We start from the raw sequence: 21,300 nt of genomic DNA on the forward strand, positions 1-21,300 counted from the left end.
CGCCTGAAGGCTTTGTTTATGTCTAGTCGTGCTTAAGTAGCAGAGGCAGCATAAATGCCATCAATTGCGGTTTCGAGCGCTCCATTAAATTCCCCATCGGACATATCAGCGTACAAGCCTTCAGACAGAGCTCTCGAAAAACTGGCAATCATACCTTTGTTTTCTGATAACTTTTGATTAGCCAGTTCACGTTTATACCCCCCTGATAAAGCGACTACTTTGATGACATTGGGGTGTGTAATTAATGGCTGATAAAAATTAGGAATATCTGGAATAGTCAGCTTAAGCATCACGAGTTGCTCAGTTCCCAGTATATTTAAATGTTTAAGTATTTCAGCCTGTAAGAGAGCTTCAGCTTGTGCTTTGCTATTACTGTGAATATCTACTTCAGGCTCAATGATGGGTACGAGTCCTTTAGCGATGATTTGTTTTGCTAGATCAAATTGTTGTTTTACTAGGGCGGTAATACCCTCAACGTTCGCCGTTTTGATCACTGAGCGCATTTTAGTACCAAATACATTTTGCGCATTTGCTTTGTCTAACAATCCGTCTAACTCAGGAATGGGTTTCATTAGCTGAACACCATCAGCATCTGCTTCCAGCCCTTTATCTACTTTTAAAAACGGCACGATTCGTTTGTTTTCCCATAAAAATACCGCACTATTTTTACCTTCAATATCCCTTTCGAGCGTATTTTCAAATAGTATGGCACCCAAAACACGATCACCAATAAACACCGGACTAGTAATGATGCGTGTGCGCATTGCGTGAACAAGCCCAAACATTTCTTCGTCCGAGCTAAACTGTTCTTCGCCTATACCATAAGCTTTTAATGCTTTAGGCGTGCTACCACCACTTTGATCTAGCGCGGCAATAAACCCTACTTCATTTTTTACTTTTTCTAACATTGCTTGTTGAGCTTGCGTAGTCATGGAGGCGATTCCTTAAACATTTGCGTTTATCCAAAAAAGCTGAAGCAAGCTAGGTGTTCCATTAAAAGGAGCAAACCGGCTTGCTCACTATTCGATAAGTATGACACGCTGTCCTTTGTCATAGACTTATCGAATATGGTTAAAATATCACCTGAGTGGAAAATTGAAAATGCTTTACTTTGAACAATTGCTCAGTCGAACACCATATAGGCCAAAAGCTTGTTATACATCAAGGTTAGTATGTACAGAGGTATCCGCTTCTACCCATTCGATACCATTGCACTTATGGATTAACGACAATTGATTATAGGCTAACTTTGCATAGAGGAGCTGAAACTCGGTAACTTCGCCATTGATTACAATACCCAATGCAGTCAATGTCTTTTTTAGAGCTAGGGGGGATTCCTCGCAACTAATGACAACAGAATAATGATTTTCTGGATTGGTTCGCAGCAAACTAAGCAGTTCAGGATCGATGTTAAAGTGATCTGTCATTGTACTCTCGATTTGTCGTATAGGTAGTGGCTACAGCCTGTTCCTCATAGCAAAAACTGGCGGTAAAACTAGTTTACCGCCGATGGCTTAGGGTCTATAGCGCTTCGTTATTGTTTACCTAACAGAACGGTAAGCATTGACAAGCCCGTAGCCATAAAATGGGGCTCTACCGCTAATACCCACATCTCTGGCTGTACGGTGAAGCCGTCTACGGATCTGATCACCAGTCATAGCTGGACGTCTTGCTTTATTCAATGCAGCCACACCAGCAACATGAGGGCACGCCATACTCGTTCCATTTTTTTTGCCATAGTGACCGTCATGCGTTGTTGACCAAATACCGACACCTGGTGCGGCCAATTCTACCTGTGGTCCAAAACTTGAAAAATTAGCACGACGAATATTGCTGTCAACCGCAGATACGGCCAAAAATGAAGGGCAACGCGCAGGGTTGCCAACGTATGGTCTGTTGGTTCTACCTGAGTTTCCTGCTGCTGCCACAGCCAAAATACCACCACGACGAAGCTGCAAGCCAACTTTATCATCAGCGATCTCGTTTACATTTATATCTTCTGAAGTGGTGATTATGTAGGACTTTCTGCTCTGTGCTTTAGCTGTCATCTTGTGTCTCCTTGGATAACGTTCATACACGATTGAATTAAAAGGTATGATGTATGGAGACGATAAATCTGTATTGTTCAATCAACACAGAAAACACAAATTCGTTTTGAATTGGCCGTAATAAAAAGAGGTGCAAGAGCTGCAATTATCAACGCAATCTTTTTAAAGGTACATCATTCCATCGACATACCACTTAAAAGTCACTTGATACTACTACGACATGACACTGTTAATAATATACCAATTTTTGTTAATTTAAGGTTAAGCCACAATCAAAATCAATAGCTCAACGTATTCAATTGATTAACAAGAACATTTGTTTTTTTCAGAATACAGGGTCTGTTGATCTTTGCTTGAACATGCTTCACAAACAAAGACTAGCAGATCCGGCAATAGGATTATTGACTCAGCTCGGCGGGACGATACTTGAAAGCGCCTTCTCTTTTTTGTCGCAAAATTTATTTTTCATGGATGAAAAATCAAAGCGTACATGGATATACTTGCAGCGGTTTTGCGACAAAAAAGAGAAGGCGCTTTCAAGTATCGTCCCCCCAAGCGTAACTCAGTTAATTTTTATCTAAAATAGCCACTGCTGGCAGTGTTTTTCCTTCCAAAAACTCCAAAAATGCACCGCCACCAGTCGAGATATACGAGACTTTGTCTGCAATATCAAACTTGTCTACCGCTGCTAAGGTGTCACCGCCACCGGCGATGGAAAATGCAGAACTTTCTGCAATTGCTTCTGCAATCACTTTTGTCCCCTCAGCAAACTGGTCAAACTCAAAAACTCCTACGGGTCCATTCCACACAATAGTGCCAGCTGATTTAAGAATCTCTGCTAAATGTTGTGCAGACTGCGGACCAATATCAAAAATCATGTCGTCTTCGGCGACATCGGAAGCCAGTTTAGTTGTTGCTTCTGTTGTCTCAGAAAATGCTTTACCCACTACCACATCACTTGGAATAGGGATATCGCCTCCTTTTGCCTTTGCTTCAGCTACAAGACGATTGGCTTCGTCAATTAAATCTTCTTCAAACAATGACTTGCCCACACTATTGCCAGCTGCAGCAACAAAGGTATTGGCGATGCCACCACCAACGATTAATTGGTCAACCTTAGTCGCCAAACTTGCCAATACCGTCAGTTTTGTGCTGACTTTTGACCCACCTACAATGGCAACTAAGGGACGCGCCGGATTGTCTAGCGCTTTACCTAGCGCTTCAAGTTCTGCACTTAATAAAGGGCCAGCACACGCTTCTTTAGCATACTTCGCTACCCCATGGGTGCTTGCTTGTGCACGATGTGCCGTACCAAAAGCATCCATAACAAAAACATCGCATAACGCGGCATATTGCTTGGCTAGTGATTCGTCGTCTTTTTTCTCACCCACATTAAATCTGACATTCTCAAGTAAAGTCACTTCTCCTACTTCACTTGGCACATCAACATCACCCAAGTAAGCACTTGCAAAGTTCACTTTACAATCCAAATTCTCTGCCAAATATTCAGCGATAGGGGCAAGCGAGTATACCGCTTCTGGCTCACCCTCTGTTGGGCGTCCAAGGTGAGACATAATTAGAACGGCTGCGCCTTTTTCTATTGCTTGCTTAATTGTCGGGATAGACGCTTTTAAACGCGCATCAGAAGTAATGTTGCCATCTTTTAGCGGGACATTTAAATCTTGGCGGATGAGGACACGTTTACCCGCAATATCCACCTCACTCATTGATTTAATTGGCATGATGATTCTCCTGTTAATTTATCAATTATTTATTTTGTACATGTGCAATGCTGTATCGAGCATGCGATTAGCAAATCCCCACTCGTTGTCACACCATACAAGGGTTTTAACAAGCCGCTTGTGGCTCACCCTAGTCTGTGTACCATCAACTATGCAAGAATGAGGGTCGTGATTAAAGTCGACTGAAACCAAGGGTAATTCAGTGTAGTCAATAATGTTTTCAGGGAAATGACGTTTAGCGGCTTTTAGTGCACTATTCACGTCACTCACGCTAACATCATTGTGCAAGCTCACGCTTAAATCCATCGCTGTCACGTTTATCGTGGGAACACGAACAGCGATAGCTTCAAATTTGTTGGCAAACTTGGGTAAAATGCGTTCTATCCCTCTTGCCAAACGAGTATCAACTGGAATGATAGATTGGCTTGCTGCTCGCGTACGGCGCAAGTCAGGATGAAAAGCATCAATGACTTGTTGATCGTGCATGGATGCATGAATAGTAGTAATGGTGCCGCTCTCAATACCAAAAGCCTGATCAAGCGTTTGTATTACGGGTACTATACAATTAGTGGTGCAAGATCCGTTTGAAACGATATTATCGTCTCGAGATAAACTTTTGTGGTTGACGCCATAAATGACGGTGGCGTCCATATCAGCTCCGCATGGCTGCGAAAACAATACTTTGCTCGCCCCATTTTCGATATGCTTTAGCGCGTCTGAACGCTCACTGTATACCCCAGTGCACTCCAGCACAATATCGACCTGATAGGGTTGCCAATCTATTGCGGATAACGAAGCTTCATGCAACAACGCGATATGATCATCACAAACCTTGATTGACTTATCTTCAATTTCCACTTTTTTAGCAAAGCGCCCATGCGCGGTGTCGTATTGAAGCAGGTGTGCAATGCCTTCCGGCTCAGCAATCTCATTAATTGCCACTACTTGCATTTTGTCTCGGTATCCTTGCTCGTAAAGGGCGCGAACAATGTTGCGCCCTATTCTACCAAAACCGTTTATTGCAAGTCGTAGCATCTAATAAAAATTTTAGAAAACGGGAATTAAAGCCCGTTAACTGCCTCCACAACCGCATCAACAGTGATGTTGAAGTGCTTGAACAATTCACCTGCTGGCGCTGATTCACCAAAGGTATCCATACCGATGACTGCGCCATTCAAGCCCACGTATTTATACCATGAATCTTTTGCTAAGGCTTCAACAGCAACGCGTGCACTAACGCTTGAGGGCAAAACACGCTCTTTGTATTCAGCTGATTGACGGTCAAATACATCAGTAGAAGGCATAGAAACCACACGGATTGCTTTACCTTGCTTGCTAAGCTCTGCCGCCGCATCAACGGCTAATTGTACTTCAGAACCAGTCGCAATAATGATCGCATCTGGTGTTGCATCACAATCGACTAACACATAGCCTCCACGCTCTGCATCGGCAAGTTGTTGACTGGTTCTGTCTTGTTGTGCCAAGCCTTGACGAGTAAAGATAAGCGTCGTTGGACCATCTGTTCTTTCAATCGCCGCTTTCCATGCAATGGCTGATTCTACCTGGTCACACGGGCGCCAGTTGTCAAGATTTGGTGTGGCTCGTAATGCCACCACTTGCTCGACAGGCTGATGAGTAGGTCCATCTTCTCCCAAGCCAATAGAATCATGGGTATAAACGAATATCGCAGGTTGCTTCATGATTGCAGCCATACGCACTGCGTTTCGTGCATATTCCATAAACATCAAGAAGGTCGCACCATAGGCTTTAAATCCGCCATAAAGGCTGATGCCATTCATCATCGCTGACATGCCAAATTCACGCACGCCGTAATAAATATAGTTGCCGCTTGCATCATCAGCAGACACACCTTTTGATCCTTGCCAAATCGTCAAATTAGAACCAGCCAAATCGGCGCTTCCACCCAACAATTCAGGTAACATAGGACCAAAAGCATTTAATGCATTTTGTGATGCTTTGCGCGTGGCAACCGTTTGTGGATTTGCCTGCAAAGCGTGAATGTATTTTGTTGCGTCTTTTTCCCAAGATTCTGGTAATACGTTTGTTTTGCGGCGAACAAATTCTTTTGCAAGCTCAGGATAAGCAGTTTGATATTCGGCGAATTTATTGTTCCACGCTTCTTCCGCCGCAGCACCTTTTTCACTTGCATCCCAAGCGCTGTATACATCTGCGGGAATTTCAAATGGCGCATGTGACCAACCTAATGCTTCACGCGTGAGTGCTATTTCATCTTCACCTAAAGGGGCACCGTGACAATCTTCTTTACCTTGCTTATTGGGTGATCCAAAACCAATTGTTGTTTTACAACAAATAAGGGTTGGCTTTGAACTTTGTGATTTTGCTGCATTAATCGCCTTAATAAGGGCATCGGGGTCATGGCCGTCAACATCCGCAATGACCTCCCATCCATAAGCTTCAAAACGCTTTGGTGTGTCGTCGCTAAACCAACCTTCTACTTCACCATCAATCGATATACCGTTGTCATCCCAAAATGCGATGAGTTTACCCAAGCCCAAGGTACCGGCTAGAGAGCATGTTTCGTGTGAAATGCCTTCCATCAAGCAGCCGTCACCCAAAAAGGCGTAGGTGTAATGATCAACAATGTCAAAGCCGTCGCGATTAAATTGAGCCGCTAGGATTTTTTCCGCGAGAGCCATACCTACAGCATTACTAATCCCTTGACCCAATGGTCCAGTGGTTGTCTCTACGCCCGGCGCATAGCCATATTCAGGGTGCCCAGGTGTTTTTGAGTGAAGCTGTCTGAAATTCTTTAGCTCATTGATATCCAGCTCATACCCAGACAAATGCAAAAGAGAGTAAAGCAACATCGAGCCATGACCATTAGATAAAACAAAGCGGTCTCGGTTAGCCCAGTTTGGATTTTTGGGATTATGGGAAAGATAATCACCCCATAATACTTGTGCTATATCTGCCATTCCCATCGGGGCGCCGGGGTGACCCGACTTGGCTTGCTGAACTGCATCCATACTAAGTGCGCGAATGGCATTCGCCAGATGACGACGTGAAGGCATTACTATCTCCTGTTTTTAGCTATTCAAAGTGAATGAGTTTCACTTTCATGCGACTTTAGGTTGTGTTTGTGTCCGACCTAAACGTAAGGTCATGTATTGTGGACTAGCGATAAGCCTTGTTCAATCATTTATTCATATATTGTGGTTATACCAAATGTGATATTTGCGTTTGCACTTTTATCGTCGAAAAGGTGTATGAATTTTGTCTCAACTTCTTAATTGTGAAGTGTGGCTTTCTCGTTTAGACTTTTAGACGTCTAGAAGTAAATACTGGTAAAATAAGTTTTTACTATTACAATATACGCTTGGGTTTATCACCCTACCTCTTCGAATAGAATAATGCTTTAGGATAATTAATGACAACTCGACTATTTACATCAGAATCGGTATCAGAAGGACACCCCGATAAAATTGCCGACCAAATTTCAGATGCAGTTTTAGATGCAATACTTGCCATCGATCCCAAGGCTCGAGTGGCTTGCGAAACCTTTGTCAAAACAGGTATGGTGCTTGTCGGGGGTGAAATCAATACTAGCGCATGGGTAGATATCGAAGAGTTAACGCGCAAAACCGTCAAAGAAATCGGCTATGTGCACTCCGACATGGGCTTCGATGGCGAGTCGTGTGCGGTACTAAACGCGATTGGCAAACAATCCTCTGATATTAACCAAGGTGTTGACCGACAAGCCCCTGAAGAACAAGGCGCAGGTGACCAAGGTCTCATGTTTGGCTATGCCAGTAACGAAACAGATGTACTTATGCCAGCGCCAATCACATATGCACACAGACTTGTGCAGCGACAAGCAGAGGTACGCAGAAACGGCACTCTTGATTGGCTTCGCCCCGACGCCAAAAGCCAAGTGACATTTGTATATGAAAATGGCAAACCTGTAGGGATTGATGCTGTGGTGCTATCCACACAACACTGTGAAAGTGTCAATAATGCCACAATTCAAGAAGCGGTAATGGAAGAAATCATCAAGCCGGTGCTGCCTGAAAAATGGTTGCGAGACACGACGCAGTTTCATATTAACCCAACAGGGAGATTTGTGATTGGTGGACCAATGGGCGACTGCGGACTCACTGGGCGCAAAATTATTGTTGATACTTACGGCGGTATGGCAAGACATGGCGGCGGGGCGTTTTCAGGTAAAGACCCGTCTAAGGTAGACCGTTCAGCGGCCTATGCAGGCAGATATGTGGCCAAAAACATTGTTGCCGCAGGTTTAGCAGACAAATGTGAAATCCAAGTTTCCTACGCCATCGGTGTAGCTGAACCGACTTCAATAAGTGTAGAAACATTCGGCACTGCCAAAGTTGATGAAACCATACTAGTTGACCTGATTAAAAAGCACTTTGACTTACGCCCTTATGGATTGATCAAAATGCTTGATTTAGAACGCCCTATTTACAAACAAACTGCCGCTTATGGTCACTTTGGACGCGAAGCATTCCCTTGGGAAGCCACTGACAAAGCAGACTTACTTAGAGAAGATGCAAGTGTATAACAAGAAATATTACCTCGCTGTATCGGCAATATTCGTGTCAGTATTGCTAAGCGCCTGTGCCACGTCACCAACTGGCAGAAATCAAATATTGTTGTTTACAGAAAGCCAATTGGCCAACTCGGGTTCGCAGGCTTTTGCGGCTATGAAGACGCAACAAAAGATATCCTCAAAAAGAGTCACGAACAACTATGTACAATGCATTACAAGTGCAATTACTAAGCAAGTGTCCGAAGATATTTTTTCAGGTGATTGGGAAGTGGTGGTATTTGACGATCCCGCTGCCAATGCTTTTGCTCTGCCAGGAGGCAAAATAGGGGTGTATACCGGACTGCTTGAGATTGCAGACTCACAAGCACAAGTTGCTTCCGTGATCGGTCATGAAGTAGGGCACGTTATCGCGCAGCACGGCAATGAGCGCATGAGTCAAAGTCAATTGATTGGGATAGGTCAACAAGTCGTCAATCAGGTACTAGCCACTAACGAAGTGGCGGGATCGCAAGCGATCATGTCAGCGCTAGGCCTAGGCATACAAGTCGGAATTTCCTTGCCTTACAGTCGAATTCATGAAAGCGAAGCAGATTTAATCGGCCTTGATTTAATGGCTCGCGCAGGTTTTGATCCGAGAGAATCAGTTAAACTTTGGGAAAATATGAGTAAAAATGAGGGGGGATCTCGTCAACCCGAATTTTTGTCTACGCACCCTGCTCCACAAACTCGTATTGAGCAACTCCAAAGCAATATGGACTCGGCAATGACTATTTATCAAGCGGCTGCAAACAAACCTAAGTGTTGAGGCTAGCAGAGAAAAAATTAACGTAAAAAAACCACTCATTATTGAGTGGTTTTTTGTATACAAGCATTTAGTCGGCTTGTTTGTGAACATGTACATCCATTTGTGGATAGGGGATACTGATACCTTCAGCATCAAATCTAAGTTTAACGGCTTCGGTAAAGTCGAACTTAACTGCCCAGAAATCTGCTGAATTAACCCAAGGTCGAACAACAAAATTCACGCTGCTATCACCCAATTCCGAGAGTGCTACTTGCGGAGCAGGATCTTGCAAAATTCTGTCATCTGCACCCACCATTTCAGTCAGGATTTCTTTTGCTTTCTTAAGATCGTCGTCATAGCCGATGCCAAACACCATATCGACACGTCGAGTATCCATTGCAGAAAAATTGGTAATGTTGCCAGAATAAATCGATCCATTTGGCACAATAATCAGTTTGTTGTCAGGCGAATTCATGGTGGTAGTAAAAATGCTGATGTTTTTAATCACCCCCATCGCGCCACCCGCTTCAACAAAATCGCCAGCTTTGAAGGGTCGAAAAACCAATAACATCACACCGGCGGCGAAGTTCGACAAGGAGCCTTGCAAAGACAAACCGATAGCTAAACCGGCGGCAGCTAATATGGCGACAAGAGAGCTGGTATCTATACCCAACTGATTCAAAGCGGCGATAATGACAAACAGCATGAGTACTGCATTGACAATTGCCTTCAAAAAATCAACCAACATATCGTCGTATTTTGCTTTGCTGAGCAATTTACCAACAACATTTACGACAATTTTAACTACAAATTTACCAACAATATAAATAACGATGGCAAGTGCTAAATTAATCGCAAAAGGAATGATATAGTCATCTAAATATTTGGTAGCATCATCTGCTGTGAAATCAAACATGGCAAGGGTGTCCTTTTGTAATGAAATTTTATATTTCCACGCTAACATACGCAGCTATTAGTACTTACTTCAAAGGCGCGGCGCACATGACCGTAAGCACTTTTCTAGAGGTATGCATGATTTTACTACTTTAGTAGCGATACTTAATTAAAAAATAAACGTTTTTTAATAAGTTCATACATACTTATAAAAATACATAAAAGTTACAAGCCTTTTCGACTTGAATTATGCAATCGAGGGGTGTATAAAATTTAGACAGATTAGAAAAAGGTGGTAACAGTATGGATGCTCTTTTGATTATTTTAGTTTCATTGTTTGTTGTAGTCGTGGGATTGTTGGCGTTTTGTCTAACAGAATCGAAAGGCAAAAATACTGCATATGCGCGCAGAAATGCTCAGCTAGCTGAACTAGAGCGTCAGTCGACCCAAGACGACAATACTCACTTGGGATTGAATAAAGAAACAAGTAAAGCGGCGCAGCCATCATGCAAGCCAAACCAAGGTGTTGTTAATTGTTGACTACTCATTGTTGATATCTAACTCCTCGTTCAATTCTTATTCGGCTAATGACAAAAAGCTCGACATGCCATGCTAAGTTTGTAAGATTGCGACAAGTTTAATACACAATAGTTTGCAATGAGAATTTCTCGTTTTTTTTACAACGATGTCATATCCGTAGATGATGAGCTTACACTTCCCCCTGAACTATCTCATTATTTAGTGAGTGTACTCAGGGTAAAACTGGGACAGCCTGTTATTTTATTTAATGGTAACGGCAGCGATTATCCAAGCGAAGTCACTGAGATTCACAAGAAACATTGCAAAGTACTCGTCAACTCTCAGCTTTCACTCAATGTTGAGTCGCCACTAGAGTTGCACCTTGCACAAGGTGTGTCTAAAGGTGACAGAATGGACTACGCGATACAAAAAGCCGTTGAGCTTGGTGTAACGGCAATCACACCCGTAATTACTCACAATTGTAACGTTAAACTGTCGGAAGAACGCTGGGCAAAAAAGGTCGAACAATGGCAGAAAATAGCGGTAAGTGCTTGCGAACAAAGCCAAAGAAATATTGTGCCAACCGTACATGCTCCTTTGAGTTTTAGTCAACTAGTGGCAAAACAAACAGATTTAACCAAGTTAATGTTAGCGCCCGGATCAGCGACTTACCTCAGTGGTCTTAAAAAACCAGCTAGAGGCTTCATGCTGAGCATTGGGCCAGAAGGTGGCTTCACGGAGCAAGAAGTGTACACTGCTGAACAATGCGGATTTATCCTAACCAACCTTGGGCCGAGAATTTTACGAACAGAGACCGCGACGGCAGTGGGTTTATCTGTACTACAAAGTCTATTCGGTGATTTGTAGTCCTGTTAAAAACCCTCACTGCGAATTGCAAACTAGCTAAAATTCTATAATTCAGCTTGCAAAAGCTTCAGCAAGCACCATATTTTAGTAAACGATACACAACCTCAAAAGATTGCTAAGGACGCCTTATGTCACTAAAAATTGGTTTTGTGATGGATGACATTAATGCTATCAACACCAAAAAAGATACCAGCTTTGCGATGATGCTCGAAGCACAACGCAGAGGACACGAAATCTACTATATGTTGATTGAAGATCTCAGTATCAATAATGGTCAACCTCTTGCTTTCACACGACAAATTGAGGTGAGCGATCGTAGCGAAGACTACTATTCTGTATTGGCAAGTAAAGACATCACCCTTGATTCTCTTGACGCCATCCTGATGCGTAAAGATCCCCCTTTTGACAGTCAGTTCCTCTATGCAACGCAAATTTTAGAGTTGGCTGAAAATAAAGGCACCTTGATCGTTAATAAACCATCGGCCTTGAGAGATTTCAACGAAAAGCTATTTACAGCGCTATATCCTCAATATATACCTGATACGCTCGTCACAGCCAACAAAGCACAAATAAGAGCTTTTCAAGCACTGCACGGAGACATTATTTGTAAACCCTTGGATGGCATGGGGGGAACGTCGATTTACCGAATAAAACAAGACGGCCTAAACCTTGGTGTCATTACTGAAGTATTGACCGACAACGGCAAACGTCATGCAATGTTCCAGCGTTACATGCCCGAAATAGTAGATGGCGACAAACGCATACTATTTGTAGATGGTGAAGTCATACCTTATTGTTTGGCTCGCTTACCTGCCAAAAACGAAACACGTGGCAACCTTGCTGCAGGTGGAAGTGGCAGACCTCAAGAAGTCAGCCCTCAAGAACTAGAGATTGCTCGTTCCATCGCAAAAGATATGCCTGATCGAGGCATTATTTTTGTTGGCTTGGATATGATTGGAGACAAAGTCACTGAAATAAATATTACCTCTCCGACATGCGTCAGAGAAATAGAAGCGGCATATCCAATCAATATTTGCGCTAAATTATTTGACGCTATCGAAAAACGTATTGTTTAACAGCGAGCGAAAACAGGAAGTATAATATGGCAGCTATACCGTCTATAAAAAGTTTACAGAATCATTTTTTGATAGCCATGCCCTCGTTGACAGACAAGTATTTTTCGCGTTCTGTTACCTATATTTTGGAACACAATGAGGAGGGTGCGATGGGGATCGTGATTAATCAACCCTCTCCGATGACATTTCGTGAACTCATCAATCAAACAGACGAAAATGCCATCGTTGATGATGAAAAAAGTGAAAATATTGTCGTCTGTGGCGGACCGGTTCACCAAGACAGAGGCTTTGTTTTGCATTCATACCAAGCCGGTTGGTCATCCAGTGTAGAACTAACCTCAGAAATCATGATCACGACATCAAAGGATATACTCTCTGTTATCGGCAACCATGCTGGACCAAGCAAGTCGCTGGTTGCTCTGGGTTATGCAGGTTGGAGCCCTGGACAACTTGAACAAGAAATACAGGAAAATTCGTGGTTAACACTCGAGCTAGACGAAGAAATTCTGTTTGATGTGCCCGTTCAACAAAAATGGCAGACAGCGGTGAATAGACTCGGAATAGATGTATGGCAGCTATCTCATCAAGCGGGCAGTGCATAAACAATGAGTACTGTTTTAGCTTTTGATTTTGGAACCAAAAGCATTGGTGTGGCAATCGGACAAACTATAACAGGCACAGCCTCCCCTTTAGATGCACTAAAAGCAAAAGATGGTATCCCCGATTGGCAGAGTATTAGCAAGTTGTGTGAACAATGGCAACCCGAATGCATAGTTGTGGGTCTTCCCTTAAATATGGATGGAACGGAGCAGCCTCTGACAGCAAGGGCAAAAAAGTTTGCTCATCGCCTTGCTAATCTCACACGTTTACAGATTCATCAACAAGATGAACGCTTGTCCACTGTCGACGCAAAAGCACGATTATTTGAACTGGGGGGCTACAAAAAACTCACTAAAGGAAAAGTTGACAGCGTAAGTGCATGTCTTATTTTCGAAACTTGGTGCGTAAATCAATACTAAACTGCAGCTTTCAAAGCGTAATGAGTTCCCCATTATTTCGCGCAGACTTGAAGGCACCTTCAACAACTCTAATATCTTGTAGTCCTTCTTCTCCTGGCACAAATACTGGCTTATTTAACTTGATAGCAAGCGCATCATTATCCATTTGCTGCGCTTGCTGGTTACCTGAGAAACTCGGTAACACCAAACCGTCTGAAGTGCGCCCAACGACACCAGAGTATGATTGCATTGGCTTGAGCTCGTACCAGCCAGAAGCGCAATTTGCTCTTAAATAATTAAAGCCTTTTACAACACTGGTACCACACTTGGCTTCGAGCCCATTTTTAAACTTCATTGTGAAGTAAGTCGTGGCATCGACCCATTTAAACCCCTTTGTCTTCTCGATTTTTGCACTCACCGATTGAGGTTCTAGGCCACTGATAAAGCGAGCGCCATTGATGGCATATACACCCATATCATAAAGCGCGCCACCACCCATTTCGGGGATCATTCGCCAGTTTGATTCTGAACCTGGTCCGCCAGGATAACCAGCAAACACACTCATTCCAGTTAAATCACCAAAAGGTTTAGTATGTGACAACTCAGCAAACGCTCGAGTGCTCGGCTCGTGCTGCATACGGTATCCAATACTGAGTTTTACTTTATTTTGTTGGCAAACATCAATCATCTGTTGACATTCATTTACCGTCATTGCCATGGGTTTTTCGCACCATACATGTTTACCCGCTAATGCAGCCATAGTAGCAAAGCGCAAATGTGTTGCTGTGGGAGTGACAACATAAACCACATCAATACTGTCGTTGTCGGCAATAGCTGACATCGTTTCGTATGTGTATACATTCTTGTCTGGGATGCCGTACTTTTTTTGCCATCGGGGGACCTTCGCTGGTGAGCCCGTGATAATGCCTCGTAATTCACAATGCTCAGTATACGATAGCGCAGGGGCGAGAATATCCGTGCTGTAGTAGCCCAATCCCAGTAATGCCACGCCGATTTTGTTGTTTGAAAACGCGCTAAATGAAGTACTTAGTGCCCCAATCCCAGCAGCGGTACCTAAAAGAAACTGACGTCGACAGATAGACATTCGCTATTGCTCCTAAAAAATTCAAAACCAATACTGCAATGTTTACTTTGGCTATCAAATGGTGAGTAAACACTAATACACTACGACAAAGCATAGTCAATTGGATCTGAATTTAGGCTATGGTGTCAACTGTCTTGAAAAACGCTGGAGCTGAGGGCATTCGTGTTGGGCAGGAATATCTCTCACGATTGAAACTCTTCATACTGTTGAGACTCGCTGCAATTCCAGCAAACCCCAAATTCAGCATCGTTTTGTTCTAGGCAATGCTTGCAGACCCACTCTCCCTTTTTTCTTGTCAGGCCGAGTTCTTGTTCAAATTTTTCCAGTACTTTTTCTGCTTTAGGTAACCACTCCTCATCGAGTATCCATACTTCGGGCATAGCTTCATGTAACGGAATTTCACCACCCGCACCACTTAATAATTCGTTTTTAATGATGCACGGAATACCGGCTTCTTCGAGTACATTTTGCACTTGATACACACGGAAGCGATTGTAGTCTTGGTAAAAACGTTTCATTGGATTGCCTCCATATATTTATAGCTCAGGATCTGTTTATCAATTTTCTAGATTAAAACTATAGATTTTAATCATTATATTTATTTTTACGTCTGCCCTATATTTAAGTCTCTACAAAAGGAGAACGATATGAAGTCTAAAATATTTCCAGCTATACGCCAGTGGTTTGTATTAAGAAAGCCAAACAATGTTGTAAAGATTTGTAATTTTGAAAATAACTACTACGGAGACCAACACTGCTTTGTCGCTAGATTGGATAACAAATAAAGCTTACTGTAATTTTAGGCTATGTGCTTTCTTGAGTGTCAACACTCTCAAGACACATAGCCTTTAGTCCATATCAATCGATACATTTGACAACGACCCCAAAGACGAACTCGTGTGTTGGCTATCCAGCTTAATCATTAGACGTAAATCATTGGGCGAATCAGCATGATGCAAGGCTTGCTCTTGGGTAATTCTTCCTGATTTATACAGATCCAGCAGTGCCATATCGAAAGTTTGCATGCCCATCTCTTTGCCCTTAGTCATGGCTTCCTTCAAACCACCTATTTCGTTTCTTTGAATTAAATCCGAAATTAAAGGAGAGTTTAATAAAATTTCAATCGCCGCTACCCTGCCTTTGCCATCAGCGGTCGGTACTAGCTGCTGCGCCACGATTGCACGTATATTCATGCTTAAATCGAAACGCAACTTTGCATGAAGATCTTTTGGTGCTAGATGCATGATTCTTTCTATCGCTTGGTTAGCATTGTTTGCGTGCAATGTCGCCACGCACAAATGCCCTGTGTCAGCAAAAGACATGGCGTATTCCATGGTTTCCATAGAACGAATTTCACCAATCAAAATAACGTCAGGCGCTTGCCGAAGCGAGCTTTTTAGCGCATCATCAAACGACAGCGTATCAATCCCTACTTCACGTTGCGTTACCACACAGTTTTGATGCTCATGGACATATTCAATCGGATCTTCGATAGTCAAAATATGTCCAAATGAGTGCTGATTTCGATGACCAATTAACGCGGCTAAAGACGTAGACTTACCTGTTCCTGTGCCCCCCACAAACAAGACTAGTCCTTTCTTTGCCATGATAATGTCTTTAAGTACGGGGGGTAAGCCAAGATCCTCTGCTCGTGGAATATCAGTAACAATGCGACGAATGACCATTCCAGCGCGGTCTCGTTGCCAAAACGCACTGCAACGAAAACGGCCTATTTGATCCCGAACTATAGCGAAGTTACATTCTTTGTCTTGTGCAAAACTCGCTTTTTGCTCTTCCGTCATGGCTTGATGCACCAATCCTAAGGCATCGTGCTCGGTGAGTTTCATGCTAGTTAGCGGTTCGAGTTTGCCATTTATTTTGGCACTAACGGGCATACCCTCAGTCACAAACAAATCTGATGCCTGATGTGCCACCATATCTGCCAAACATTGATCAAGTGTCATCATAGTCAACACTCCTTAAAAACCATTACTGGCGGGTTTGTCCACCGACTTGGCATTCGCATCCTGTTGCGTGATCAAGCCTTGAGCTACCAAGCGTGATAAACACTGATCCATCGTTTGCATGCCATGTGCTTGCCCTGTCTGAATCACGGAATACATTTGTGGCACTTTGTCTTCGCGGATTAGGTTTCTAATCGCGGGAATACCGAGCATGATTTCGTGTGCTGCAATTCTCCCCCCGCCTATTTTTTTCAACAGCGTTTGCGATATCACTGCCCTCAATGATTCGGATAACATTGAACGCACCATGGCTTTTTCTTCTGCGGGAAACACGTCGATGATACGGTCAATCGTTTTGGGCGCCGAGTTGGTGTGTAAAGTACCAAATACCAAGTGTCCAGTTTCCGCAGCAGAGATAGCCAAGCGAATAGTCTCGAGGTCACGTAATTCGCCGACCAAAATAACATCGGGGTCTTCACGCAGTGCGCTTCTCAGCGCATTATTAAAACTATGCGTGTCTCGGTGCACTTCCCTTTGGTTAATCACACTCAACTTATTTTCGTGCACAAATTCGATTGGGTCTTCTATCGTCAATATGTGGTCGCGTTTGTGTGCATTAATATGATCGACCATCGCGGCCAGTGTTGTACTCTTACCTGAACCGGTCGCCCCTGTCACCAACACAATACCCGTTGGTTGATCAATAACAGATTTAAAAATACTGGGTGCCCCCAAATCGTCGAGCGTCAGTATTTTGCTAGGAATAGTACGCAACACTGCGGCAGCACCGCGGTTTTGCATAAAGGCATTGACACGAAAACGTGATAAATCAGCGACTTCAAAAGAAAAATCCACTTCGAGATTTTCTTCGTATTCTTTGCGTTGACGATCATTCATAATATCGTAGATTAACCCGTGGACTTGTTTGTGAGACAATTTGTCCACATTTAAACGCCGCATTTCGCCATCAACTCGAATGATCGGCGGTAACCCAGCGGATAAGTGTAAATCTGAAGCGCCATTTTGTACGCTAAACGCTAATAGTTCATTAATATCCAAAGTATGATCTCCAACAGGTATGAGGTTTTATAAATATAAATGTCAATCAACAACGCAATAGCCCAAAACCTCAAGCACATAAATCAACAAATACACACTGCTGCGAGTGAATGTTCACGCAGCCCAAACGATATTCATTTACTGGCAGTAAGTAAAACCAAACCCGTATCCGATGTAATCCTTGCGTATGAAGCAGGACACCGAAATTTTGGCGAAAACTATGCGCAAGAGGGTGTAGATAAGATCCAAAGCACACGGCATTTACCCGATATCGTTTGGCACTTTATCGGCCCCCTGCAATCAAACAAAAGTAAATTAATCGCTGAAAACTTCGACTGGATGCATTCTTTGTCGCGTTTAAAAATCGCTAAAAGATTAGATGCGCAGCGCCCAAGTGATATGCCAGCACTAAATGTGTGTGTGCAAGTCAACATCGACAACGATCCAAACAAGGCAGGGGTAATGCCTGACGAGGCGCTTGACCTCGTTGCTTCGCTTCAGTATCTGCCAAATCTTCGCTGCCGCGGTTTAATGACAATTCCTCAACTTGAGCAATCAGAGCAGCAACTTGCGCAGAGCTTTGCTAAAATGCACTCGCTTTTTTTAGAAGGGAAAAACAAGTTCGAATATTTTGACACACTTTCGATGGGGATGAGCAGTGACTTGCACCTTGCAATCTCGCAAGGCAGCACCATGCTTAGGATAGGTACAGGAATTTTTGGCGCCCGCGTACCCAAGTGATAAGTGTGCACCTTTCATAACATTTAAGGAATGTATGATTAATAAAAAAATAGCCTTTATTGGGGCTGGTAATATGAGTGCAGCGATAATTAGAGGTTTAGTCGCTGATGGTTATCCAGCAAATCTCATCATGGCAACCAACCCTAGTCAGGAAAAATTGGATATACTTGCACGAGACTGCGGAATAAGCGTATCCAACGACAACCAAGCGGGTTTAAGCTTTGGCGAGATTGTTGTGTTGGCGGTTAAGCCACAACTTATATCAGATGTTTGTGCATCATTTAACTTTGAAGAACTAAACAATCCTTGCTTTGTTTCGATTGCAGCGGGTTTACCCCTCAAGCGCTTGGGTGAATTACTCAATCACAGTACCAATATTGTTCGCGTCATGCCTAATACTCCCTCTGCTATTGGCGAAGGAATGAGCGGTATTTATGCAGGTGCAGGTGTACCTCAAGACAGTGTCGATTTTATTGTTGAAATGATGAAAAAAGTCGGTGATGCCATTGTCGTTGAAAATGAAAGCGATATTAATACTGTTATCGCAGCAGCAGGTAGTAGTCCAGCGTATTTCTTTCTGATTGCCGAAGCTATGCAAAACGAAGCAATGAAAATGGGGATTAATAAATCTGACGCGCGCAGATTGGTGCAGCAAGCCATGCTAGGCAGTGCTAAAATGTTGAAAAGTAATGAAGGCACAGAAGCTGCGCAACTTCGAGCAAATGTAACGTCCAAGGGCGGCACTACCCATCAGGCGATAGTGAGTTTACAAGACAATAATATTGAAGACATTTTCGCAGAAGCGATGCGTGCAGCTGTAGCACGCGCCAACGAAATGGCAAACGAATTTTAAGGAACACAACAACACATGAACGCAACTGTATTTTTAATTGAAACCCTATTTAATTTGTACTTAATGGTCATAATTTTACGCATTTGGCTGCAGGCAGCACGTGCCGATTTCTATAACCCCTTTAGTCAATTTGTGGTAAAAGCCACACAGCCCGTCATTGCCCCCCTTCGTCGTTTTGTTCCGTCTTTGGGTAGCCTTGATTCTGCTTCGTTACTGTTTGCTTTTGTTGTGGCTGGTATAAAAATCGCGCTACTCAACACGTTTTTTGGTGCTGGCTTTCCTCCCATGATCAGCCTTTTGTTAACTGCGGTACTGACTGTACTGAGTGAATTTTTATCCTTGTTGTTTTTCATCTTAATTATCAGAGCGATTTTAAGTTGGGTGAGTCAAGGTGGCAATCCAATTGAATATGTGATGCAACAGCTTACTGAACCAATGTTAGCCCCAATTCGCAAGATCATTCCTCCGATGGGCGGATTGGACTTATCTGTATTAATATTGATCATTGCCCTACAATTTTTACGTATTTTGTTAGGTGATATTTTCGGGCCTATTTTTTAACTCGGAGAGCAATCATGCAGTTTTTTTATTACTTGAAACGTTTATTGCTACTCGTCTTTTTGTGCTTGAGTCTTTCGGTTCAAGCAGAGCAAAAACAAACCTTAGGTCAGTGGGATGTACACTACATCGCCATTCCGACGACATTTTTAACGCCTGAAGTCGCTTCAAGCAATCAGATTGTCCGCAGCAAATATAGCTCACTTATCAATATATCTGTGTTAGATAACGACTCTAAAGCTGCGCAAAGTGTATCTGTGAGAGGAAAAGCAGTGAATTTACTAGGTACTACTAAACCCTTAAGTTTTAAACAAGTTAAAGAAGGGAGCGCAATATACTACCTGGCTACGGTAGGTTTCTCTGATCAAGAAACCTTGCGCTTTACTATCGATATACAGCTTGGAAACGAAATACAGCAGCTTAAGTTTCAGCAAAAAATGTATGCTGAGTAGGGGCTACTTTTTCTGCTCTTTACGTTTGAAGATTAGATCAGTCTGCGTGCTTTCTTCTGGGCAAAAACGATAGCCATCAGTGTCAAATTGGCTCAGTTCAGAAACAGAGCTCAGTTTATTCTGAATAATAAACCTAGCCATCAAGCCTCTCGCTTTTTTTGCATAAAAACTAATGATCTTATATTTCCCATTTTTTTCATCTTTAAAGTGAGGCGTGACGACCATCGCGTCTAAAGATGATAACTTTACAGACGAGAAATACTCGTTGGAAGCGAGATTGATGAGTACATTATCACCTTGCTCATTCAAGTCCTTATTCAACAAATCTGTAATATCGGTTCCCCAAAAATCATATAGATTCTTTGCGCCCCCAATATTTAATTTTGTACCCATTTCTAGTCGGTAGGCTTGCATTAAGTCAAGTGGACGTAATAGACCATACAAACCCGATAGAATTCTCAGGTGAGACTGAGCGAAGTTGAGGTCTTGCTCATTTAAGCTTTTCGCATCCAAGCCAGCATAGACATCACCATTGAAGGCAAAAAGCGCTGGCCGAGAATTCCGCTCAGTGAAACTAGCTTCAAAACTGTTAAAACGTTCAGCGTTTAAAGTAGCTAATTTATCGCTGATTTTCATCAATGAACTTAAATCACTGGGAGCAAGCTGTTTGCAACGCTCAACAATCGTATCTATTTGCTTACCCAACCTCGGCATTCCAGTCTTAACACTTGGAATGGAAGACTTGTAGTCCAAGTTTTTTGCGGGTGAAACAACCATCAACATAAACACGCCCTAGAAAAATAATAATATGTCCGCATAGTATAACGTAGGTAAAAGAAATGTGCTGCTCATGGTGGGATTATACTTGGAAGTTACTCCTCTTTTATCGCAAAATTTATTTTTCACGGATGAAAAATCAAAGCGTACATGGATGTACTCGCAGCGATTTTGCGATAAAAGAGGGCTTACTTCTATGTATAGTCTCACCGTGATGTGCTATTAAAAAGTACATTTGTCGAATTGAACAATCAGCTATACATTAATGTAATAATCATGATCATATAATATAATTGTGTATGATATTAATTTGA

At 42.8% G+C, this 21,300-nt stretch carries 23 protein-coding genes; 11 read left to right on the forward strand and 12 right to left on the reverse strand.

Going from position 1 to position 21,300, the window contains the following annotated elements:
* Window positions 1-32 precede the first annotated feature (32 nt).
* From ACFOHL_RS05085 to tkt, 6 genes are all read right to left on the reverse strand, one after another.
* Window positions 33-932, reverse strand: coding sequence for a fructose bisphosphate aldolase (locus ACFOHL_RS05085; protein WP_376919120.1), 900 nt, complete (start codon window positions 930-932; stop codon window positions 33-35).
* A gap of 222 nt (window positions 933-1,154) precedes the next feature.
* The gene (locus tag ACFOHL_RS05090) at window positions 1,155-1,427 is read right to left on the reverse strand and encodes a hypothetical protein (protein WP_376919121.1); all 273 of its coding nucleotides are present in this window, start codon (window positions 1,425-1,427) and stop codon (window positions 1,155-1,157) included.
* 114 nt (window positions 1,428-1,541) lie between these two features.
* Window positions 1,542-2,048: a S8 family serine peptidase gene (locus ACFOHL_RS05095; protein WP_376919122.1), complete on the reverse strand. Its 507-nt coding sequence runs from the start codon at window positions 2,046-2,048 to the stop codon at window positions 1,542-1,544.
* 566 nt (window positions 2,049-2,614) lie between these two features.
* Window positions 2,615-3,790, reverse strand: coding sequence for a phosphoglycerate kinase (locus tag ACFOHL_RS05100; RefSeq protein ID WP_376919123.1), 1,176 nt, complete (start codon window positions 3,788-3,790; stop codon window positions 2,615-2,617).
* Window positions 3,791-3,811: 21 nt separating this feature from the next.
* Complete coding sequence (epd, locus tag ACFOHL_RS05105) at window positions 3,812-4,825, reverse strand: erythrose-4-phosphate dehydrogenase (RefSeq protein WP_376919124.1); 1,014 nt, start codon at window positions 4,823-4,825, stop codon at window positions 3,812-3,814.
* Window positions 4,826-4,851: 26 nt separating this feature from the next.
* The gene (gene tkt, locus ACFOHL_RS05110) at window positions 4,852-6,843 is read right to left on the reverse strand and encodes a transketolase (RefSeq protein ID WP_376919125.1); all 1,992 of its coding nucleotides are present in this window, start codon (window positions 6,841-6,843) and stop codon (window positions 4,852-4,854) included.
* Between the two features lie 356 nt (window positions 6,844-7,199).
* Here tkt and metK point away from each other — a divergent pair, with 356 nt between their 5' ends.
* Both metK and ACFOHL_RS05120 read left to right on the forward strand, forming a co-directional pair.
* Entirely contained in the window at window positions 7,200-8,351 is a 1,152-nt protein-coding gene (metK, locus tag ACFOHL_RS05115; protein ID WP_376919126.1) for a methionine adenosyltransferase, read from the forward strand.
* Window positions 8,338-9,144 (forward strand): M48 family metallopeptidase, encoded by an 807-nt coding sequence (locus ACFOHL_RS05120; RefSeq protein WP_376919127.1) that lies wholly within the window; start codon window positions 8,338-8,340, stop codon window positions 9,142-9,144. The genes metK and ACFOHL_RS05120 overlap by 14 nt, the downstream gene beginning before the upstream one ends.
* 67 nt (window positions 9,145-9,211) lie before the next feature.
* Here ACFOHL_RS05120 and ACFOHL_RS05125 read toward each other — a convergent pair whose 3' ends face one another.
* The gene (locus tag ACFOHL_RS05125) at window positions 9,212-10,039 is read right to left on the reverse strand and encodes a mechanosensitive ion channel family protein (RefSeq protein ID WP_376919128.1); all 828 of its coding nucleotides are present in this window, start codon (window positions 10,037-10,039) and stop codon (window positions 9,212-9,214) included.
* 281 nt (window positions 10,040-10,320) lie between these two features.
* On the opposite strand from ACFOHL_RS05125, the gene ACFOHL_RS05130 reads away from it, so the two are divergent.
* From ACFOHL_RS05130 to ruvX, 5 genes are all read left to right on the forward strand, one after another.
* The gene (locus tag ACFOHL_RS05130; RefSeq protein WP_376919129.1) at window positions 10,321-10,557 is read left to right on the forward strand and encodes a hypothetical protein; all 237 of its coding nucleotides are present in this window, start codon (window positions 10,321-10,323) and stop codon (window positions 10,555-10,557) included.
* A 117-nt stretch (window positions 10,558-10,674) separates the two neighbouring features.
* A complete protein-coding gene (locus tag ACFOHL_RS05135; RefSeq protein WP_376919130.1) occupies window positions 10,675-11,403 on the forward strand; it encodes a 16S rRNA (uracil(1498)-N(3))-methyltransferase in 729 nt (242 codons plus the stop codon).
* 128 nt (window positions 11,404-11,531) lie between these two features.
* On the forward strand, window positions 11,532-12,479 hold the full coding sequence (gene gshB, locus ACFOHL_RS05140) for a glutathione synthase (protein WP_376919131.1): 948 nt from the start codon (window positions 11,532-11,534) through the stop codon (window positions 12,477-12,479).
* Window positions 12,480-12,505: 26 nt separating this feature from the next.
* Window positions 12,506-13,081: a YqgE/AlgH family protein gene (locus tag ACFOHL_RS05145; RefSeq protein WP_376919132.1), complete on the forward strand. Its 576-nt coding sequence runs from the start codon at window positions 12,506-12,508 to the stop codon at window positions 13,079-13,081.
* 3 nt (window positions 13,082-13,084) lie between these two features.
* Window positions 13,085-13,498, forward strand: coding sequence for a Holliday junction resolvase RuvX (ruvX, locus tag ACFOHL_RS05150; RefSeq protein ID WP_376919133.1), 414 nt, complete (start codon window positions 13,085-13,087; stop codon window positions 13,496-13,498).
* Between the two features lie 10 nt (window positions 13,499-13,508).
* Here the strand turns inward: ruvX and ACFOHL_RS05155 are convergent, their stop codons facing one another.
* The 4 genes from ACFOHL_RS05155 to ACFOHL_RS05170 form a co-directional block, all read right to left on the reverse strand.
* Window positions 13,509-14,582, reverse strand: coding sequence for a Gfo/Idh/MocA family protein (locus ACFOHL_RS05155; protein WP_376919134.1), 1,074 nt, complete (start codon window positions 14,580-14,582; stop codon window positions 13,509-13,511).
* Between the two features lie 182 nt (window positions 14,583-14,764).
* Window positions 14,765-15,100: a putative signal transducing protein gene (locus tag ACFOHL_RS05160; protein ID WP_376919135.1), complete on the reverse strand. Its 336-nt coding sequence runs from the start codon at window positions 15,098-15,100 to the stop codon at window positions 14,765-14,767.
* Between the two features lie 330 nt (window positions 15,101-15,430).
* Window positions 15,431-16,549 (reverse strand): PilT/PilU family type 4a pilus ATPase, encoded by a 1,119-nt coding sequence (locus ACFOHL_RS05165; protein WP_376919136.1) that lies wholly within the window; start codon window positions 16,547-16,549, stop codon window positions 15,431-15,433.
* 12 nt (window positions 16,550-16,561) lie between these two features.
* Window positions 16,562-17,605: a type IV pilus twitching motility protein PilT gene (locus tag ACFOHL_RS05170; protein ID WP_376919137.1), complete on the reverse strand. Its 1,044-nt coding sequence runs from the start codon at window positions 17,603-17,605 to the stop codon at window positions 16,562-16,564.
* Between the two features lie 39 nt (window positions 17,606-17,644).
* Here ACFOHL_RS05170 and ACFOHL_RS05175 point away from each other — a divergent pair, with 39 nt between their 5' ends.
* From ACFOHL_RS05175 to ACFOHL_RS05190, 4 genes are read left to right on the forward strand one after another with little or no spacing between them, the layout of a single operon-like run.
* On the forward strand, window positions 17,645-18,346 hold the full coding sequence (locus ACFOHL_RS05175) for a YggS family pyridoxal phosphate-dependent enzyme (protein WP_376919138.1): 702 nt from the start codon (window positions 17,645-17,647) through the stop codon (window positions 18,344-18,346).
* Between the two features lie 34 nt (window positions 18,347-18,380).
* Window positions 18,381-19,199: a pyrroline-5-carboxylate reductase gene (proC, locus tag ACFOHL_RS05180; RefSeq protein WP_376919139.1), complete on the forward strand. Its 819-nt coding sequence runs from the start codon at window positions 18,381-18,383 to the stop codon at window positions 19,197-19,199.
* A gap of 15 nt (window positions 19,200-19,214) precedes the next feature.
* The gene (locus ACFOHL_RS05185; RefSeq protein ID WP_376919140.1) at window positions 19,215-19,760 is read left to right on the forward strand and encodes a YggT family protein; all 546 of its coding nucleotides are present in this window, start codon (window positions 19,215-19,217) and stop codon (window positions 19,758-19,760) included.
* A 14-nt stretch (window positions 19,761-19,774) separates the two neighbouring features.
* Window positions 19,775-20,209, forward strand: a complete 435-nt coding sequence (locus ACFOHL_RS05190) for a DUF4426 domain-containing protein (protein WP_376919141.1) — start codon at window positions 19,775-19,777, stop codon at window positions 20,207-20,209.
* A 3-nt stretch (window positions 20,210-20,212) separates the two neighbouring features.
* On the opposite strand, the gene yaaA is transcribed toward ACFOHL_RS05190, so the two are convergent.
* Window positions 20,213-20,992, reverse strand: coding sequence for a peroxide stress protein YaaA (gene yaaA / locus ACFOHL_RS05195; RefSeq protein WP_376919142.1), 780 nt, complete (start codon window positions 20,990-20,992; stop codon window positions 20,213-20,215).
* Window positions 20,993-21,300 lie beyond the last annotated feature (308 nt).

The sequence above is a fragment of the Agaribacter flavus genome, assembly GCF_042646125.1.
Lineage (GTDB): Bacteria > Pseudomonadota > Gammaproteobacteria > Enterobacterales > Alteromonadaceae > Glaciecola > Glaciecola flavus.

Bases quoted from the DNA above. Each gene is read 5' to 3' on its own strand.
- ACFOHL_RS05120 (WP_376919127.1), top strand. From the start codon at position 8,338: ATGCAAGTGTATAACAAGAAATATTACCTCGCTGTATCGGCAATATTC.
- ACFOHL_RS05160 (WP_376919135.1), bottom strand. From the start codon at position 15,100: ATGAAACGTTTTTACCAAGACTACAATCGCTTCCGTGTGTATCAAGTG.
- ACFOHL_RS05190 (WP_376919141.1), top strand. From the start codon at position 19,775: ATGCAGTTTTTTTATTACTTGAAACGTTTATTGCTACTCGTCTTTTTG.
- ACFOHL_RS05130 (WP_376919129.1), top strand. From the start codon at position 10,321: ATGGATGCTCTTTTGATTATTTTAGTTTCATTGTTTGTTGTAGTCGTG.
- ACFOHL_RS05175 (WP_376919138.1), top strand. From the start codon at position 17,645: ATGTCAATCAACAACGCAATAGCCCAAAACCTCAAGCACATAAATCAA.
- tkt (WP_376919125.1), bottom strand. From the start codon at position 6,843: ATGCCTTCACGTCGTCATCTGGCGAATGCCATTCGCGCACTTAGTATG.
- ACFOHL_RS05100 (WP_376919123.1), bottom strand. From the start codon at position 3,790: ATGCCAATTAAATCAATGAGTGAGGTGGATATTGCGGGTAAACGTGTC.
- ACFOHL_RS05135 (WP_376919130.1), top strand. From the start codon at position 10,675: ATGAGAATTTCTCGTTTTTTTTACAACGATGTCATATCCGTAGATGAT.
- yaaA (WP_376919142.1), bottom strand. From the start codon at position 20,992: ATGTTGATGGTTGTTTCACCCGCAAAAAACTTGGACTACAAGTCTTCC.
- ACFOHL_RS05165 (WP_376919136.1), bottom strand. From the start codon at position 16,549: ATGATGACACTTGATCAATGTTTGGCAGATATGGTGGCACATCAGGCA.
- metK (WP_376919126.1), top strand. From the start codon at position 7,200: ATGACAACTCGACTATTTACATCAGAATCGGTATCAGAAGGACACCCC.
- ACFOHL_RS05145 (WP_376919132.1), top strand. From the start codon at position 12,506: ATGGCAGCTATACCGTCTATAAAAAGTTTACAGAATCATTTTTTGATA.
- ACFOHL_RS05125 (WP_376919128.1), bottom strand. From the start codon at position 10,039: ATGTTTGATTTCACAGCAGATGATGCTACCAAATATTTAGATGACTAT.
- ACFOHL_RS05185 (WP_376919140.1), top strand. From the start codon at position 19,215: ATGAACGCAACTGTATTTTTAATTGAAACCCTATTTAATTTGTACTTA.
- proC (WP_376919139.1), top strand. From the start codon at position 18,381: ATGATTAATAAAAAAATAGCCTTTATTGGGGCTGGTAATATGAGTGCA.
- ACFOHL_RS05095 (WP_376919122.1), bottom strand. From the start codon at position 2,048: ATGACAGCTAAAGCACAGAGCAGAAAGTCCTACATAATCACCACTTCA.
- gshB (WP_376919131.1), top strand. From the start codon at position 11,532: ATGTCACTAAAAATTGGTTTTGTGATGGATGACATTAATGCTATCAAC.
- ACFOHL_RS05085 (WP_376919120.1), bottom strand. From the start codon at position 932: ATGACTACGCAAGCTCAACAAGCAATGTTAGAAAAAGTAAAAAATGAA.
- epd (WP_376919124.1), bottom strand. From the start codon at position 4,825: ATGCTACGACTTGCAATAAACGGTTTTGGTAGAATAGGGCGCAACATT.
- ACFOHL_RS05090 (WP_376919121.1), bottom strand. From the start codon at position 1,427: ATGACAGATCACTTTAACATCGATCCTGAACTGCTTAGTTTGCTGCGA.
- ACFOHL_RS05155 (WP_376919134.1), bottom strand. From the start codon at position 14,582: ATGTCTATCTGTCGACGTCAGTTTCTTTTAGGTACCGCTGCTGGGATT.
- ruvX (WP_376919133.1), top strand. From the start codon at position 13,085: ATGAGTACTGTTTTAGCTTTTGATTTTGGAACCAAAAGCATTGGTGTG.